Below are 14,221 nucleotides of genomic sequence, written 5' to 3'. Positions count from 1 at the left end.
TGCTGTATTCCGGTGGATGCGCTCACCCCATCGGGCGGGCGACACCCCTTGTACGCTACCGCGTCACGAACCGCCCTGGCTGGAAGATCAGCGCAGCGCGTCCCGAACCAGCGGTGCGACCCGGGTGCCGTACAGCTCGATGCTCGTCATGAGTTTCTCGTGGCTGAGGGTGCCGAGGCTGTACTTCAGGTCGAAACGGGAGAGGCCGAGTCCCTGTGCGGTGACGACGATCTTCGCCGCGACGGTTTCCGGTGAGCCGACGAACAGGGCGCCGTCCGGTCCGGCGTCGTGTTCGAACTGCTCGCGGCTCACGGGACCCCAGCCCCGTTCGCGCCCGATACGTTCCTGCATCGCGGCATAGTGCGGCCACATCTCTTCGCGCGCCTGGGCATCCGTTGCGGCGATGTACCCCGGGGAGTGCTCGCCGATGGGCTGGGTCGGGCGCTTGAATTCACCGAGCGCGCGATGGTAGAGCTCGACGAGGGGCGCGAAGGCGAGCGGCGAGCCGCCGATGATCGCGAGCATGAGCGGGAGGCCGTAGTGGGCGGCCCGGACAACGGACTGCGGGCTGCCGCCGACGCCGATCCAGGTGCGGATGGACCCGGACTCGGTCGGCGGGTACACAGTCTGGTCGCTGAGCGGCGCGCGGGTCTCCCCCGCCCAGGTCACCGGTTCTTCCTTGAGGAGCTCGGCGAAAAGGTGGAGTTTCTCCTCGAAGAGCCGTTCGTAGTCGCCGAGGTCGAGGCCGAAGAGCGGGAAGGATTCGGTGAAGGAGCCGCGGCCGAGAATGACCTCGGCGCGGCCGTTCGACACACCGTCGAGGGTCGCGAACCGCTGGTACACCCGGACCGGGTCGTCGGAGCTGAGCACGGTCACGGCCGAACCGAGGCGGATGCGACTGGTCTGGCCCGCGATCGCCGCAAGCACGACCTCGGGTGCCGACACCGCGAAGTCCGTGCGGTGATGCTCTCCCACGCCGAAGAAGTCGAGGCCGACCTGCTCGGCGAGGACGCCTTCCGCCACGACGTTCCGGAGCACCTCTGCATGGTGCAGGGGTGCGCCGTCGGCGTCCCAGGTCACGTCTCCGAAGGTGTCGAGTCCGAGTTGAATCTCCTGTGCCATGCCATGCTCCTCTGTTGCCGGTCCTGGGGGTGCCGGGTCTGGTCCTGCCGCGCATTCCTGCACGCGCCAACCGGGTACGTATCTATCCTGCACGTGTCTATGCAAATGCATTCACTACCGGAACCCGGCGCACCACGCTGGTATTCCGCCCGGATCGGATTATCGTGTCAGCATCCGTCGTTCACCGCCACGTCGCGACTGATCGCTCCAGGAGCTTCCGCCGCGCAACTCCTGACGAATCGCCCCCGCCCGGCAGAGACCGGGACGGGCTGGTCACCCCTCGGCGTCGAGGTAGTACCACCGCCGGGCGACGCGGGTGAAGCGGCTCGCCTCGTGCTGGGTGCTCCGCACCCCGCCCTGGCGGCAGTGTGCGGTGAATTCGACCACTCCGGCCGAATCGAATGGTCCGCCCTTGTCCGTTCGCTCAATGTCGAGGCGAATCCAGCGCAGGGTCTCGTCCAGTTCGAAGTGCGCGGGCCGGGTACTCGGATGCCAGGTGTCGAGCAGGTAGTCAACGTCGCCGATCGCGAAGGCGGAATACCGCGATCGCATCAGGCGTTCCGCCGTCGGCGCCGGGGTGACGCCGGCGTGCAGCGGACCGCAGCACGCGGAATAGCGTTCGCCGCTCAGGCAGGGGCAGCGTTCAGGGCGTTGCGCGGCCGGATCGGCGCTGAGGTCACGGGGATTCGGCACAGCACCATTATCGCCGCTCCCCGATGACGAGAATCCCGGCAGCTCGATCAGGGCCGCCGGTCAGTGCTGGACGTCCGACTCCGGTTGGGCGCGCAGTTCGGTGGCGTCGTCTCCCCCGGCGACGCCGACCAGCCCAGCGGACTCTCCGGTCTCACTGGAATCCGGCGCGGCCAGCAGGTAGGACACGAACCAGTCGCTCGCGAGGTTCGCCGCTGTGGCCAGGGCCCCCGGTTCCTCGAAGAGATGGGTCGCCCCCTCGATGACGGCGAGCCGGTTGCGGCACCGCATCCGGGTCCTGGCCCGGCGATTGAGGTCGAGCACTCCCGGGTCGGCTCCGCCGACGATCAGGAGCGTCGGGGCCGTGACCTCCGGGAGCCGGTCTCCGGCGAGGTCGGGGCGGCCGCCGCGACTCACGATGGCCGCGAGGCGGTCGTCGGCGTCGGCCGCGGCCCAGAGCGCCGCACCCGCACCGGTGCTCGCCCCGAAATAGCCGATCCGGCATGACCGGGTGTCCGGCCGGTCGAGGAGCCACTCGGTGGCCGCCGCCAGTCTCCCGGCGAGGAGCCCGACGTCGAAGACGTTGGCCCGGTCCGATTCCTCCCCGGGCGTGAGCAGGTCGAGGAGGAGGGTGCCGAGGCCGGCGCGATGCAGCACGTCGGCGACGAACTGGTTGCGGGGGCTGTGCCGGCTGCTGCCGCTTCCGTGGGCGAACACCACGACCGCGGGGGCATTCTCCGGGAGGTACAGGTGTCCCTCGAGGACGACGCTGCCGACCGGGATCTCGACGTCCCGGTCCAGGCCCGACCCACCGGCGTGGCGACCGGTACGGATCCGCCGTGCGGCGGCATCCAGCAGGGCGGTAACTTCGTCGTCGGTCGTGGCCGCGAAGTCGATGTAGTGGTTGCCGACGGCCACGAGCCGCCGCGGGACATGGACGCAGACGAGTTCGTCGAAGCCGCTGAGGTCGAACAGCGATTCCGCCGAGGCCACGGGGACGGCGAGGATCACCCGCTCGGCGCCGTGCAGCCGGGCGACGTCTCCGGCCGCCCTGGCCGTCGCTCCGGTCGCGATGCCGTCGTCGACGATGACAACGGTGCGACCGCGCACGTCGATCCGTTCCCTGCCCTTGCGCAGCTCGGCAACGCGGGCGTCGAGAATGCCCCGTTCGCGGCGTTCGACGGTCGCGAGTTCGTCTTCGCTGATGCTGGCCATCGTGAGGATGTCCGGGTTGAGTTCCCGGACGCCGCCCTCGCCGATCGCCCCCATCGCGAGCTCCGGCTGGAACGGGACCCCGAGCTTGCGGACCACGATCACGTCGAGCGGCGCGCCCAGCACCCGCGCGACCTCTGCGGCGACGGGCACCCCGCCCCTCGGCAGTCCGAGAACGATCGTGTCGGTACCCCGAAGATACTCGAGCCGCTCGGCCAGCTGCCGGCCGGCATCCACCCGATCACTGAACAGGACCATCGCCCCCACCTCCTCTGGACTGCAGAATCGTTCACCATCATGGTCCGGTGCGGCGGATCGCAACAGGGCCGATCCGGGCCGGGCCCGGCCGGACGCCGACTCATACCGCAGCGGGAATGGACCGGGCGAACGGGCAGCCCCGGAGGAACACGGGTGCGACGGCGGAGAATGCCTGTTCAGACCGCGACGAGTGCGCGCAAACCCGGGTGCAGGTCACGCAGGGCGCGCTCGACGCGAGCGTGCAGGGTGAACCCGACGGCGGGGCATCCACTGCAGGAACCGGTGAGACGCACCGTGACGACATCGTCATGCGCCGAGACGAACTCGACGACGCCGCCGTGGGAGCGAATGAAGTCGCCGACCCGCCCGGTGAGCACGGTCAGGGCGGCGGCGGCGAGGTCGGCGTCACGCGTGCCGGGCGTTGTTGGACGGACGGGAACCCACCCCGCGGGATTCGCGAGGGCGGCGTGAAGGGCGCTTCTCACGAAAGCTCCCTGGGACGCCCAGCTGCCGGTCGCGGAGAGGCACGTCGTGACGGCCGCGACCTCGACAGTGAGTGCGGTGAGCACCCCGGTCTCGACCAGGCGACCGAGCTCACCCGGTGCCGACCGGACCTTCCCGGTGAACGCGAGCGTACCGGCCGGCATCACCCAGCGGAGCGCCTCGGGGCGGGAGTCAACGGCTTCCGGGTGCAGCGGGATCATGTCAGGCCGTCCCGGTCGCGAGTGCGACGACGCCGTGGACGACCCACGCCGAGCCCCAGGCCAGCACGAACATGTATCCGAAGGCGATGGCCGGCCACTTCCAGGTGCCCGTTTCCCGCTTCATCACGCTCACCGTGGACATACACTGCAGCGCATAGACGAAGAACACCAGCAGCGCGGCGATCGTCGGGGCGGTGAAGACCCGTTGCCCCGCATGAGCGCCGTCCGTGTACGTCATGGCGGCGAGATCCCCGGAGGGGTTGTCCGGGTCGTCCGCTGCCGCGATCTGGCCGAGCGTGGCCACGAACGTCTCCCGCGCCGAGAGAGAGGCGACAACGCCGATGTTGACGCGCCAGTCGAAGCCGAGCGGCGCGAAGACCGGCTCGACGGCCCGGCCGATCGACGCCGCGGCGCTGTGGTCCATCACGAAGGACGTCACCGCGCCCTCGTCCGTGACATCGACACCGGATGCCGTCAGCTCAGCGGTCGAGTGCAGCGGGAAGTTCAGGAGGAGCCAGAGCACGATCGTCGTCAGCATCACGATCGTTCCGCACTTGCGGAGGAACGCCCGGGAAGAGTCCCACATGGTGAGGCAGATGGACCGCAGCGTCGGGACCCGGTACGGCGGCATCTCCATGTAGAACGGCATCAGGAGGCCGTTCCTGTCCTGCACGGTCTTCACGATCCAGGCAGCGAGCATGGCCGAAACGGCCCCGAGGAAGTACAGGCAGAACATGATGACGCCCTGGGTCTGCAGCGGGCCGATGCGGGACTCCGGGCTCACGAGCATCCCGATCAGGAGGATGTAGACCGGCAGCCGTGCCGAGCACGTCATCAGGGGCGCGCCCATCATCGTCGCGATGCGGTCCTTGGCGGAGGGCAGCGTGCGGGTCGCCGTAATGCCGGGGACCGCGCACGCGAAGGAACTCATCAGCGCCACGAACGCCCGGCCCTCGAGCCCGGCCCTCGACATGATCCGGTCCATCAGGAACGCGGCCCTGCACATGTAGCCGACGCCCTCGAGCAGGGAGATCAGCAGGAACATCAGCATGATCTGCGGGATGAAGACGACGACGGCGCCGACCCCGCCGATGATCGCGTCGCCGAGCAGGCCCGCGAGCCAGGGCACCGGCACGAAGACGTCGACCAGGTCGGCGAGCCAGCCGAAGAAGGTCTCCACGAGTCCCTGCAGGGGCGCCGCGAAGGAGAAGATGATCTGGAAGAAGGCGACCATGACCGCGACGAAGATCGCGGTGCCCCACACGGGGTGCAGCAGCACCGCGTCGATCCGCTGGGTGGTCTTGTCCGGCTGCGCCGGGCGGTACTCGCTCGCCAGGAGGATGGATTCGGTCCAGGCTTCGAGCTCGGCAGGGTCCGTCGGTGGATCGAGCACGGGCCGGGACCAGCTCCGCCAGCCCGCGATCTTCGTGCGGAGTTCGGGGATGCCCACGCGCCGGTTGCCGATGACCCGGACGACCGGCACACCGAGAGCGCGTTCGAGACCGGGAATGTCGAGGCGACCGCCGCGGGTGATGAGTTCGTCGGTGAGGGTCACGGCGATGCACACCGGCCGGCGCAGGCGCAGCACCTGCGACACGAGCCGCAGCGATCGCCAGAGGGTCGTCGCGTCGATCACGACGACCAGGGCGTCGGGCGATTCGACGCCGGTGAGCCTGCCCTGGAGCAGGTCGGTGACGATCTGCTCGTCCGGGCTCACCGGTTCGAGGCCATAGGTACCCGGGAGGTCCTCGACGACGAAGTCCTGGCCGGCAGCGCGGAAGACGCCGACGGACCGGCCCACGGTCACGCCGGGATAGTTGCCGGTCTTCGCCCGGAGACCCGTCAGTGCGTTGAAGATGCTCGTCTTTCCTGCGTTCGGGCTGCCGACGAGTGCCGTGCGGGGAGCGTCGGTGACGACGGTGCCCCCGGTCGGACCGCCGTGGCAGTCCGCCCCGCTCGATGTGTCCGTCACAGTGTCGTGGTCACACGGATACCGCGAGCCTGGGCCAGGCGGAGGCAGATGTCATAGCCACGCACCCGGTACACGGCCGGGTCGCCGAGCGGCGCCCGACGGAGGAGTTCGATCCTGGCGCCGGTGACGAAGCCGAGGTCGCCGAGGCGGCCGGAATACGGGGCTGTCCCCCTGTCCCCCACGTCGACGATGCGGGCAGGCACTCCGATCGGGAGTGCCTCCAGCCCGCAGGGATCCGGCAACGGGAGTGTCGCAGCTGCACGCGATCCATCAACCCGGCTGGTCACTCTCACCGCAGGTACTCCTCAGCGTCGTCCGGCCTCCCCGCAGGGTGCGGAGCGCTTACCCTCAGCCTAGCCGAAGTTAGGAAAGCCTAACCTATGGCTATCGTGCGGCCGGGTGAGGTCGCCTGCTCCCGGAATGCCGGATACTGGGTGCAGAAAGCAGGAGCGAAAATGACAGGGATCACACCCGGGCACTACCGGCACTACAAGGGCAATCTGTACGACGTGATCGGCGTCGCCCGCCACTCGGAGACCGAGGAGGAGCTTGTCGTCTACACGACCCTCTACGGTGATCACGGACTGTGGGTGCGCCCCCTGGCGATGTTCCTGGAATCCGTCACCGTCGACGGCCAGACGGTGCCCCGGTTCGCCCCGATCGACGCCGTCGACAGACCGGAGTGATGTGCGGGGCACCGGCGGCCGAAAGTCAGCGACTCACGTCGCGCGAATAACGGAACTGAGACAGGAAAAGCCCCGACCGAAGTCGGGGCTTTTCCTGTTTTGGTGGATCCGAGGGGATTCGAACCCCTGACCCCCTGCATGCCATGCAGGTGCGCTACCAGCTGCGCCACGGACCCAGATTGTGTTTCAGGTTTTCCCCCGAAACAACTTCTCTAGGCTACTACACGCGGAAGCCTGTTGTGACCACTGTCAGTCCTGGACCTTGTGGACGGGCAGTTCGATCGGGATGACGGGGCAGTCTTTCCAGAGCCGCTCGAGGGAATAGTACACGCGCTCCTCTTCGTGGAAGACGTGCACGACGAGGTCGCCGAAGTCGACGAGAACCCAGCGGCCCTCGGCACGGCCTTCGCGGCGCAGCGGCTTGTGGCCTGCTGCGGTGAGCTGGTCCTCGATCTCGCCTGCGATGGCGACGACGTTGCGTTCGGAGCGGCCGGTGACGATGAGGAAGATGTCGGTCAGTGGGAGAGGGCTGGAAACGTCGATCGCGACGAGGTCCTCCCCCGCTTTCGAGTCTGCGGCGGCGGCGGCCAGCTTGAGGAGCTCGAGAGCGTGGGCAGAAGCGGTCATCGAATGAATCCCTGTGTTAGTGAAAGCGAGTGAAATGGCATTAGAAGAGGTGGAGGAAGTAGCCGACCGCGAACAGGGCCAGCACGCCGACGGCGAGTACGCCGACGGTCACGGTGAGAACGGTGGGCAGGGAGAGTCCGCGCTGTTTCGGCGGGGCCATGACGCCACGGGTCGAGGCGTGGGTGCTCACGGCGCGGCTCGCGCTGACCGGGGCGATCCCGCTGCGGTGACCGCCCTCGTCGAGCTGGTCGAGCATGCGGTCCATCTCGGACGAGTCGTACACGTCGGGGTGCACCCCGGTTTCGCCGAGGCTGCGCGGCAGGTCGATCGAGCCCGTGATCATGATTTCGCCGGTGCTCGTGAGCGGCCCTGAGGTGGTGCCCTGGTGCGGGATCGACGGGAGGATCAGCGCGTTCGTCGTGGTCGGGATGCCGCCGGCGCTCACGCCCTGGTTCATCAATTGATCGAACGGGGCAAGCGCCTCGAACCCGGGCAGCAGGTCGTTCTCTTCACCGCGGTCGAGCGACCAATGACCGACGGGAGGGTGCAGGACGCCGGGACGGGTCTCGCCGAGCGGGCTCGGCACGGCGTCGACCATGAAGGCGATGGGCTTCGGCTCGGCGGGGCGTTCCGGCTGGCGGATGCCGTCAGGAACCTCGGTGCGGACGGCCGGTGCAACGACGGGGCGGGAAGCGGTGAGCGTCGCGACGGCCGCAAGCAGGGAATCCTCTGCCGGAGGCGCACCGGCGGCCTGCAGGGCGCGGAGTTCGCGACGGGTCAGGGTGTGCTCGCGGACCGGAACGTCGCCGGGAGTCTCGGTGCGGGTTTCTCCGGGAGTCTCGACGGCATCTGTCGTAGCGCCGGATTCCGGCGCGGCCGGGGATGCGGTTGCGGTCTCGGCTTCGGCTTCCGCTTCCGCTTCGACTTCCGCTTCCGGGAGGAGCTCAGCGACAATGACGGGTCCGGATTCGGCCGCGGGTCCACCGGTTGACGGCAGGACCAGAAGGGACTCCGGCTCGACGGTGGAGGCATCCGCCGACGGGGCCGCCGGGGCGCCCGATTGCACGGGCTGCGGGTGGTTCGGGGAGTGTTTCTGCGCAGCGGAGGGCGCGTCGGGCTGGTGCCCGTTTGCCAACTCGCGCGCTTGACGACGCGTCAGTGGCGGTGGGTTGGTACCCAACGTCATGCCACACTCCGATACAGATGATGCTTTGAGATGTACTGGACGACCCCGTCGGGAACCAGATACCAGACCGGGAAACCCCGGTTCACGCGTGCACGGCAGTCGGTGGACGATATCGACAATGCCGGAACTTCCAGCAAGCTTACGTCCTGGTTCGGCAATCCCGAAATGGTGAGCTCATGTCCCGGTCGACTCACAGCGACGAAATGGGCGAGATCCCAGAGTTCCTGGACGTCTTTCCAGCTCAGAATCTGGCGGATGGCGTCGGCGCCGGTGATGAAGAACAGTTCGGCATCCGGACGCTGCGCGTGCAGGTCGCGCAGGGTGTCGATCGTGTAAGTCGGACCCACCCTGTCGATGTCGACCCGGCTCACCGTGAAGCGGGGGTTCGACGCCGTCGCGATCACGGTCATCAGGTACCGGTGTTCGGTTTCCGTCACGTCGTTCTTCTGCCATGGCTGCCCGGTCGGCACGAAGACGACCTCGTCGAGGTGGAAGCTCTGAGCCACCTCACTCGCGGCGACGAGGTGGCCGTGGTGGATGGGATCGAAGGTGCCGCCCATGACGCCGATGCGGGGGCGGCGCGCAGTCACGGAGACGGTGTCCCTAGTGCTGGTCGACGCGGCCGTGGGCTGCGGCGTACGCGCGCGCCTTTTCGGCGTGGCGGTTGGCGACATCGCGGTAGGACCAGACGACCCCGCCCAGGGCGCCGAAGGTGGCCAGGGCAATCAGGCCATAGACGAACGTCGGCATATACACTCCATTTCTGCGGGACGGCACGCGTGACGTGCAGTACCGCACCATTCTAGTGGGGCCGTTCGGACTAGGCCCGCACCTGCCCGCTGCCGCGCACGATCCACTTCGTGCTCGTGAGTTCCTGGAGACCCATCGGGCCCCGCGCGTGCAGCTTCTGGGTGGAGATGCCCACCTCGGCGCCGAAGCCGAATTCGCCGCCGTCGGTGAACCGGGTCGACGCGTTCACCATCACGGCCGCCGAATCCACCTCGTTCAGGAATCGTTCGGAGTTGACGATGTCGTTGGTGATGATCGACTCGGTGTGTCCGGTCGAATACCGGCGGATGTGCGCGAGCGCGTCGTCGAGCCCTCCAACGACGGCGACGGCGAGGTCGAGGCTCATGTATTCCGTTTCCCAGTCGAATTCGGTCGCGGGGACGGCGTCGGGGAAGAGCGCCTGCACGCGCGCGTCTCCGTGGATGGTGACTCCTGAGGCGGCGAGGCGGCCGAGGACGGCAGGCAGGAGGCGATCGGCGGCGCCCTCGTGCACGAGCACGGTCTCGACGGCGTTGCAGACGCTCGGGCGTTGCACCTTGGAGTTGTGCACGATCTCGACGGCCCAGTCCCGGTCGGCGCTCTCGTCAAGGAAGATGTGCACGACACCGGCGCCGGTCTCGATGACGGGGACCGTGGACTGGGTGACGACGGCAGCGATCAGGCCGGCGCTTCCGCGCGGGATGAGCACGTCCACCTGGCCGCGGGCCTGCATGAGTTCGGTGGCTCCCTCTCGCCCGAAGGGATCGATGGTCTGCACCAGTTCCCCCGGCAGGCCGACGGATTCGATGGCCGTCTGGAGGAGGGCGACGAGGACCCGGTTCGTGTTCTCGGCAGCGGATCCCCCGCGGAGGACGACGGCGTTGCCGCTCTTGAGCGCCAGGGCGGCGATGTCGACGGTCACGTTGGGCCTCGCCTCATAGATGACACCGACGACGCCGAAAGGCACCCGAATCTGGCTGATCTTCACGCCGTTGGGCAGGCTGCTGCCGCGGACGACCTCGCCGACGGGGTCGGTCAGGAGAGCGATCTGGAGCACGGCGTCCGCGAGGGCGGCCACGCGGTCCTCGTCGAGGGTGAGCCGGTCGAGGAGGCCCGCGCTGAGCCCGTTGGCGGCGCCGGCCGAGAGATCGTCGCGGTTCGCCGCCAGAATGTCGGCCGTATTGCGGCGCAGGGAGTCCGCGATCGCGGTGAGCGCCCTGTTCTTCTGCAGCGTCGGAGTGGACGCGAGGACGATCGACGCGCGCCGTGCCGAATCGAGGGTCAGGGTGAGCCGGAGGGAGTCGACGGGTGACTGCAACATGCCGGTAGTTTACGGCACCGTGCGGGTCCCCGCAGGGCAGGGACCGGACGGATTACGGCTGGGGCGTCGGTTCGAACCAGGTGCCGACGTGGTCGCCGCGCAGGGCCTGGGCGACGAGCCCGGTCGAGGTGACCAGCACGGCCGTTCCGGCCTCCGCGGCGATACGGGCCGCTGACACCTTGGTCCCCGCTCCACCGGTGCCGACGCCGGAGGCGCTCGCGCCGAATTCCACGCCGGGGAGCCTGTCCCCCGCCGCGATGTGCGGGATGCGTTCCGCCCCCGGCAGGTGCGGCGGGCGGGTGTACAGCGCGTCCACGTCGCTCAGCAGGACGAGGAGGTCGGCTCCGATCAGGGTCGCGACGAGTGCGGCGAGCCGGTCGTTGTCGCCGAAGCGGATCTCGTGGGTCGCGACGGTGTCGTTCTCGTTCACGATCGGGAGGATCCGCAGCCCGAGCAGCCGGTTCATCGCGCGGCGCGCGTTGGACCGGTGTGACGGATTCTCAAGGTCGCCTGCGGTGAGCAGCACCTGTCCGGCGATGATCGAGTAGCGACGGAGGCTGTCCTGGTAGCGGAAGATGAGCAGGTTCTGCCCGACAGAGGCGGCGGCCTGCTGGGTCGCGAGGTCGGTGGGCCGTTCCTCGAGGTTGAGGTACGGCATCCCGGTTGCGATCGCACCGGAGGAGACCAGCACGATCTCCGCGCCGCGGGCGTGCGCCTCGGCGAGGGCATCGACGAGCGGGGTGATCTGCGACACGTTCGCACCGCTGATCGAGGAGGACCCGACCTTCACGACGATGCGTGCGGCCGTCTTGATGTCATCCCGCTCGAGCACGCTCACTCGGAGTCTTTCTCGCTGCCTTCGGAGCCGGCCGGTGCGCTCTCGCCGTTGTACTCGACCTCGCCGGACGTCCACATTCCGGCGTCGCGTTCGCGGATGAGCTCGGCGCGGGCGGCCGCCTTGGCGTCCATCCGGCCGAAGTATTCTTCGCGGCGTTCGCTGCTGGTGCGGCGCTTCGAGTCGTCGAGGCGGGTGTCCGTGCCCCGGGGGGCTGTGATGAGTTCCGCCGTCGAGGTGAGCGTGGGCTCCCAGTCGAAGACGACACCGTTTCCGGCGCCGATGATGACGGTCGAGCCGGCGACGGCTCCGGCCTTGAACAGTTCGTTCTCGATGCCCAGCTTGGCCAGGCGGTCCGCGAGGAAGCCGACGGCCTCGTCGTTGGTGAAGTCGGTCTGCTGCACCCAGCGCTCGGGCTTGGTGCCGATGATGCGGTAGATGTTGCCGAATGAGCCGCCCTCGACCTTGACGATGAAACCGCTGTCGTCGACGGCCTTCGGGCGGATGATGATGCGCGGCTTGGCGGCAAGGGCTGCGGCGGACTCGACGCGGCCGGCTTCGACGAGTTCGGCGAGGGCATAGTTCAGCTGGCGGAGGCCCTCGTGGCTGACGGTCGAGATCTCGAACACGCGGTAGCCGCGGCCTTCGAGGTCCGCCTTGACGAAGTCTGCGAGTTCGCGGGCTTCCGGAACGTCGATCTTGTTGAGCGCGACGAGCTGGGGACGGTCGAGGAGAGGTTTCTGGCCTTCCGGAACCGGGTAGGCGCCGAGTTCTCCGAGGATCACGTCGAGGTCGCTGATCGGGTCGCGGTCGGGGTCGAGGGTCGCGCAGTCGAGGATGTGCAGCAGAGCGGTGCAGCGTTCGACGTGGCGCAGGAATTCGAGGCCGAGGCCCTTGCCCTCGCTCGCGCCCTCGATGAGGCCGGGAACGTCGGCGACGGTGTAGCGCACCTCGCCGGCGTCGACGACGCCGAGGTTCGGGAACAGGGTCGTGAAGGGGTAGTCGGCGATCTTGGGCCGGGCGGCGGACATGGCCGCGATCAGGCTGGACTTGCCTGCGGAGGGATAGCCGACGAAGGCGACATCGGCAACGGTCTTGAGTTCGAGCTGGACGTCGCCTTCCCAGCCGTAGGTGCCGAGGAGCGCGAAGCCGGGGGCCTTGCGCTTCGAGGAGGCGAGTGCGGCGTTGCCGAGACCGCCCTGGCCGCCGGGGGCGACGACGATCCGGAAGCCCGGTTCGGTCATGTCGGCGAGCTCGTTGCCGTCGACGTCCTTGACGACGGTGCCGAGAGGCACGGAGAGTTCCATGATTTCGCTGCTGAAGCCGGCACGGTGGTCGCCCATGCCGGGGCCGCCGTTGACGGAGCTGCGGTGCGGGGACCGGTGGAAGCCGAGGAGCGTGGTCACCTGGGGATCGGCGACGAGGACGATGTCGCCGCCGTTTCCGCCGTTTCCGCCATCGGGGCCTGCGAGAGGCTTGAACTTCTCCCGCTTGACGGACACACAGCCGTTGCCGCCGTTGCCCGCGCGCAGGTGCAGCGTGACCTGGTCAACGAATGTGGCCATGGGGTGCCCCTTTCAGGTGGCGTAAAACAAGCAGAGGGCGAGCCGAAGCCCGCCCTCACGCTTACAGATTGTGGATGCCTAGGCGGCAGCCACCACGATGTTGACGACCTTGCGGCCACCCTTCGCGCCGAACTCGACCGAGCCGGCCTCGAGGGCGAACAGCGTGTCGTCGCCACCGCGGCCGACGTTCACGCCGGGGTGGAAGTGGGTGCCGCGCTGGCGGACGATGATCTCGCCCGCTCCGACAACCTGACCACCGAAGCGCTTCACGCCGAGGCGCTGGGCGTTGGAGTCGCGACCGTTGCGAGTGGAACTCGCACCTTTTTTGTGTGCCATTTGTTCTGCTCCTCGGGCCTAGGCGATGCCGGTGACCTGAACGCGAGTGAGCTCCTGACGGTGCCCCTGACGCTTCTTGTAACCGGTCTTGTTCTTGAACTTCTGGATGACGATCTTCGGGCCGCGGAGGTCGTTGAGGACCTCGGCGGTCACGGTGACTTTGGCCAAAGACTGCGAGTCAGAGGTGATCTTGTCGCCATCGACGAGGAGCACTGCGGCCAGCTCGACGTTGCCGTCCTTGTCAGCCTTGATTCGGTCCATCGTTACGATGGTCCCGACCTCTACCTTCTCCTGCCGCCCACCGGCGCGCACAACTGCGTAAACCACGTTACGTACCTATCTCTGGGGAGCCGCGAGGCCCCGATTCCTATGATGGAAAGTTACTGCGTCAACGGGCCAAGTCGGCCCGTCTCTGTCAGAAAACCTTAGGTGTCAGCGCGGACTCAGGCCCAACGCACACCAACAGTCGACTCTAGCTGATCGACCGGCCCCCGGTCAAACTGGGGCTGGGACCAACCGGGTGATCGTCTGCTCCCCCGGCACAAGGCCGCCGGAACATACAATCATGGGATGACCGTGTTGATAGATCAGCCTACATGGCCCGCGCACGATACGGTCTGGTCGCACCTCGTCAGCGACGTGTCGCTCGAAGAATTGCACGATTTCGCCGCCGCGAACGGCATTCCACGGCGCGGTTTCGACCTGGACCACTACGACGTGCCCGCGCACCGCTACGAGGCCCTCGTGGCGGCTGGGGCACTTCCCGTGGGCAACAGGGAGCTCGTGCTGCGCTTGCGCGCGAGCGGGCTCCGCGTGTCCGGACGGGAACGTTCGGGCCGCTGAGCAGCAGCGGTCCGGCTGCGTGTGAGCATCAGCGGTCCGGCGTGTCCCGGCGTGTCGCGGACCGGAAAACGGCGGCCGGCCGCAGTCGCCCGCCCG

At 68.2% G+C, this 14,221-nt stretch carries 17 protein-coding genes and 1 tRNA gene; 2 read left to right on the top strand and 16 right to left on the bottom strand.

Annotated features, from left to right (window positions below):
• Positions 1-87 precede the first annotated feature (87 nt).
• The 6 genes from QN350_RS04805 to QN350_RS04780 all read right to left on the bottom strand — a co-directional run bounded on the left by QN350_RS04805 (position 88) and on the right by QN350_RS04780 (position 6,245).
• Entirely contained in the window at positions 88-1,122 is a 1,035-nt protein-coding gene (locus tag QN350_RS04805) for an LLM class flavin-dependent oxidoreductase (RefSeq protein WP_322140051.1), read from the bottom strand.
• Positions 1,123-1,395: 273 nt separating this feature from the next.
• Entirely contained in the window at positions 1,396-1,815 is a 420-nt protein-coding gene (locus QN350_RS04800) for a YchJ family protein (protein ID WP_322140052.1), read from the bottom strand.
• Between the two features lie 60 nt (positions 1,816-1,875).
• Positions 1,876-3,282 carry a phosphoribosyltransferase family protein gene (locus tag QN350_RS04795; RefSeq protein ID WP_322140053.1) on the bottom strand — a complete coding sequence of 469 codons (1,407 nt, stop codon included), beginning with the start codon at positions 3,280-3,282 and terminating at the stop codon, positions 1,876-1,878.
• 176 nt (positions 3,283-3,458) lie between these two features.
• The gene (locus tag QN350_RS04790) at positions 3,459-3,986 is read right to left on the bottom strand and encodes a NifU family protein (RefSeq protein WP_322140054.1); all 528 of its coding nucleotides are present in this window, start codon (positions 3,984-3,986) and stop codon (positions 3,459-3,461) included.
• A gap of 1 nt (position 3,987) precedes the next feature.
• Positions 3,988-5,958: a ferrous iron transporter B gene (gene feoB, locus QN350_RS04785; RefSeq protein ID WP_323515920.1), complete on the bottom strand. Its 1,971-nt coding sequence runs from the start codon at positions 5,956-5,958 to the stop codon at positions 3,988-3,990.
• On the bottom strand, positions 5,955-6,245 hold the full coding sequence (locus QN350_RS04780) for a FeoA family protein (protein ID WP_323507892.1): 291 nt from the start codon (positions 6,243-6,245) through the stop codon (positions 5,955-5,957). Before QN350_RS04780 ends, feoB begins: the two co-directional genes overlap by 4 nt.
• Before the next feature lie 168 nt (positions 6,246-6,413).
• Here QN350_RS04780 and QN350_RS04775 point away from each other — a divergent pair, with 168 nt between their 5' ends.
• On the top strand, positions 6,414-6,644 hold the full coding sequence (locus QN350_RS04775; RefSeq protein ID WP_322140057.1) for a DUF1653 domain-containing protein: 231 nt from the start codon (positions 6,414-6,416) through the stop codon (positions 6,642-6,644).
• A 100-nt stretch (positions 6,645-6,744) separates the two neighbouring features.
• On the opposite strand, the gene QN350_RS04770 is transcribed toward QN350_RS04775, so the two are convergent.
• The 10 genes from QN350_RS04770 to rplU form a co-directional block, all read right to left on the bottom strand.
• A tRNA-Ala gene (locus QN350_RS04770) sits at positions 6,745-6,820 on the bottom strand.
• Between the two features lie 73 nt (positions 6,821-6,893).
• Positions 6,894-7,271 (bottom strand): ribosome silencing factor, encoded by a 378-nt coding sequence (gene rsfS / locus QN350_RS04765; RefSeq protein WP_134447942.1) that lies wholly within the window; start codon positions 7,269-7,271, stop codon positions 6,894-6,896.
• 40 nt (positions 7,272-7,311) lie between these two features.
• Positions 7,312-8,337, bottom strand: a complete 1,026-nt coding sequence (locus QN350_RS04760; RefSeq protein WP_323515919.1) for a hypothetical protein — start codon at positions 8,335-8,337, stop codon at positions 7,312-7,314.
• Between the two features lie 116 nt (positions 8,338-8,453).
• Positions 8,454-9,047 carry a nicotinate-nucleotide adenylyltransferase gene (nadD, locus tag QN350_RS04755; RefSeq protein WP_281535158.1) on the bottom strand — a complete coding sequence of 198 codons (594 nt, stop codon included), beginning with the start codon at positions 9,045-9,047 and terminating at the stop codon, positions 8,454-8,456.
• Between the two features lie 13 nt (positions 9,048-9,060).
• Positions 9,061-9,207 carry a hypothetical protein gene (locus QN350_RS04750; protein ID WP_281535159.1) on the bottom strand — a complete coding sequence of 49 codons (147 nt, stop codon included), beginning with the start codon at positions 9,205-9,207 and terminating at the stop codon, positions 9,061-9,063.
• 70 nt (positions 9,208-9,277) lie between these two features.
• The gene (locus tag QN350_RS04745; protein WP_322140060.1) at positions 9,278-10,546 is read right to left on the bottom strand and encodes a glutamate-5-semialdehyde dehydrogenase; all 1,269 of its coding nucleotides are present in this window, start codon (positions 10,544-10,546) and stop codon (positions 9,278-9,280) included.
• A 52-nt stretch (positions 10,547-10,598) separates the two neighbouring features.
• The gene (gene proB / locus QN350_RS04740; RefSeq protein WP_281535160.1) at positions 10,599-11,384 is read right to left on the bottom strand and encodes a glutamate 5-kinase; all 786 of its coding nucleotides are present in this window, start codon (positions 11,382-11,384) and stop codon (positions 10,599-10,601) included.
• Positions 11,381-12,946 (bottom strand): GTPase ObgE, encoded by a 1,566-nt coding sequence (gene obgE, locus QN350_RS04735; protein WP_322140061.1) that lies wholly within the window; start codon positions 12,944-12,946, stop codon positions 11,381-11,383. The genes proB and obgE overlap by 4 nt, the downstream gene beginning before the upstream one ends.
• Before the next feature lie 78 nt (positions 12,947-13,024).
• Positions 13,025-13,282, bottom strand: a complete 258-nt coding sequence (gene rpmA, locus QN350_RS04730) for a 50S ribosomal protein L27 (protein WP_066595878.1) — start codon at positions 13,280-13,282, stop codon at positions 13,025-13,027.
• Positions 13,283-13,300: 18 nt separating this feature from the next.
• Complete coding sequence (gene rplU / locus QN350_RS04725) at positions 13,301-13,609, bottom strand: 50S ribosomal protein L21 (protein WP_281535161.1); 309 nt, start codon at positions 13,607-13,609, stop codon at positions 13,301-13,303.
• 243 nt (positions 13,610-13,852) lie between these two features.
• On the opposite strand from rplU, the gene QN350_RS04720 reads away from it, so the two are divergent.
• Positions 13,853-14,125: a DUF4031 domain-containing protein gene (locus QN350_RS04720; RefSeq protein ID WP_281535162.1), complete on the top strand. Its 273-nt coding sequence runs from the start codon at positions 13,853-13,855 to the stop codon at positions 14,123-14,125.
• Positions 14,126-14,221: the final 96 nt, after the last annotated feature.

The sequence above is a fragment of the Cryobacterium sp. 10I5 genome (genome assembly GCF_035019865.1).
In the GTDB taxonomy this organism is placed as follows: Bacteria; Actinomycetota; Actinomycetes; order Actinomycetales; family Microbacteriaceae; genus Cryobacterium; species Cryobacterium breve_A.
The sequence above is the reverse complement of the archived record's forward strand: the minus strand, read 5'-3'. Positions and strand labels throughout refer to the sequence as shown.

Excerpts from the sequence above, each read along its gene's own strand:
- QN350_RS04805 (WP_322140051.1), bottom strand. The coding sequence starts at position 1,122 with ATGGCACAGGAGATTCAACTCGGACTCGACACCTTCGGAGACGTGACC.
- QN350_RS04795 (WP_322140053.1), bottom strand. The coding sequence starts at position 3,282 with ATGGTCCTGTTCAGTGATCGGGTGGATGCCGGCCGGCAGCTGGCCGAG.
- QN350_RS04790 (WP_322140054.1), bottom strand. The coding sequence starts at position 3,986 with ATGATCCCGCTGCACCCGGAAGCCGTTGACTCCCGCCCCGAGGCGCTC.
- QN350_RS04775 (WP_322140057.1), top strand. The coding sequence starts at position 6,414 with ATGACAGGGATCACACCCGGGCACTACCGGCACTACAAGGGCAATCTG.
- rsfS (WP_134447942.1), bottom strand. The coding sequence starts at position 7,271 with ATGACCGCTTCTGCCCACGCTCTCGAGCTCCTCAAGCTGGCCGCCGCC.
- QN350_RS04750 (WP_281535159.1), bottom strand. The coding sequence starts at position 9,207 with ATGCCGACGTTCGTCTATGGCCTGATTGCCCTGGCCACCTTCGGCGCC.
- QN350_RS04745 (WP_322140060.1), bottom strand. The coding sequence starts at position 10,546 with ATGTTGCAGTCACCCGTCGACTCCCTCCGGCTCACCCTGACCCTCGAT.
- obgE (WP_322140061.1), bottom strand. The coding sequence starts at position 12,946 with ATGGCCACATTCGTTGACCAGGTCACGCTGCACCTGCGCGCGGGCAAC.
- rpmA (WP_066595878.1), bottom strand. The coding sequence starts at position 13,282 with ATGGCACACAAAAAAGGTGCGAGTTCCACTCGCAACGGTCGCGACTCC.
- QN350_RS04720 (WP_281535162.1), top strand. The coding sequence starts at position 13,853 with ATGACCGTGTTGATAGATCAGCCTACATGGCCCGCGCACGATACGGTC.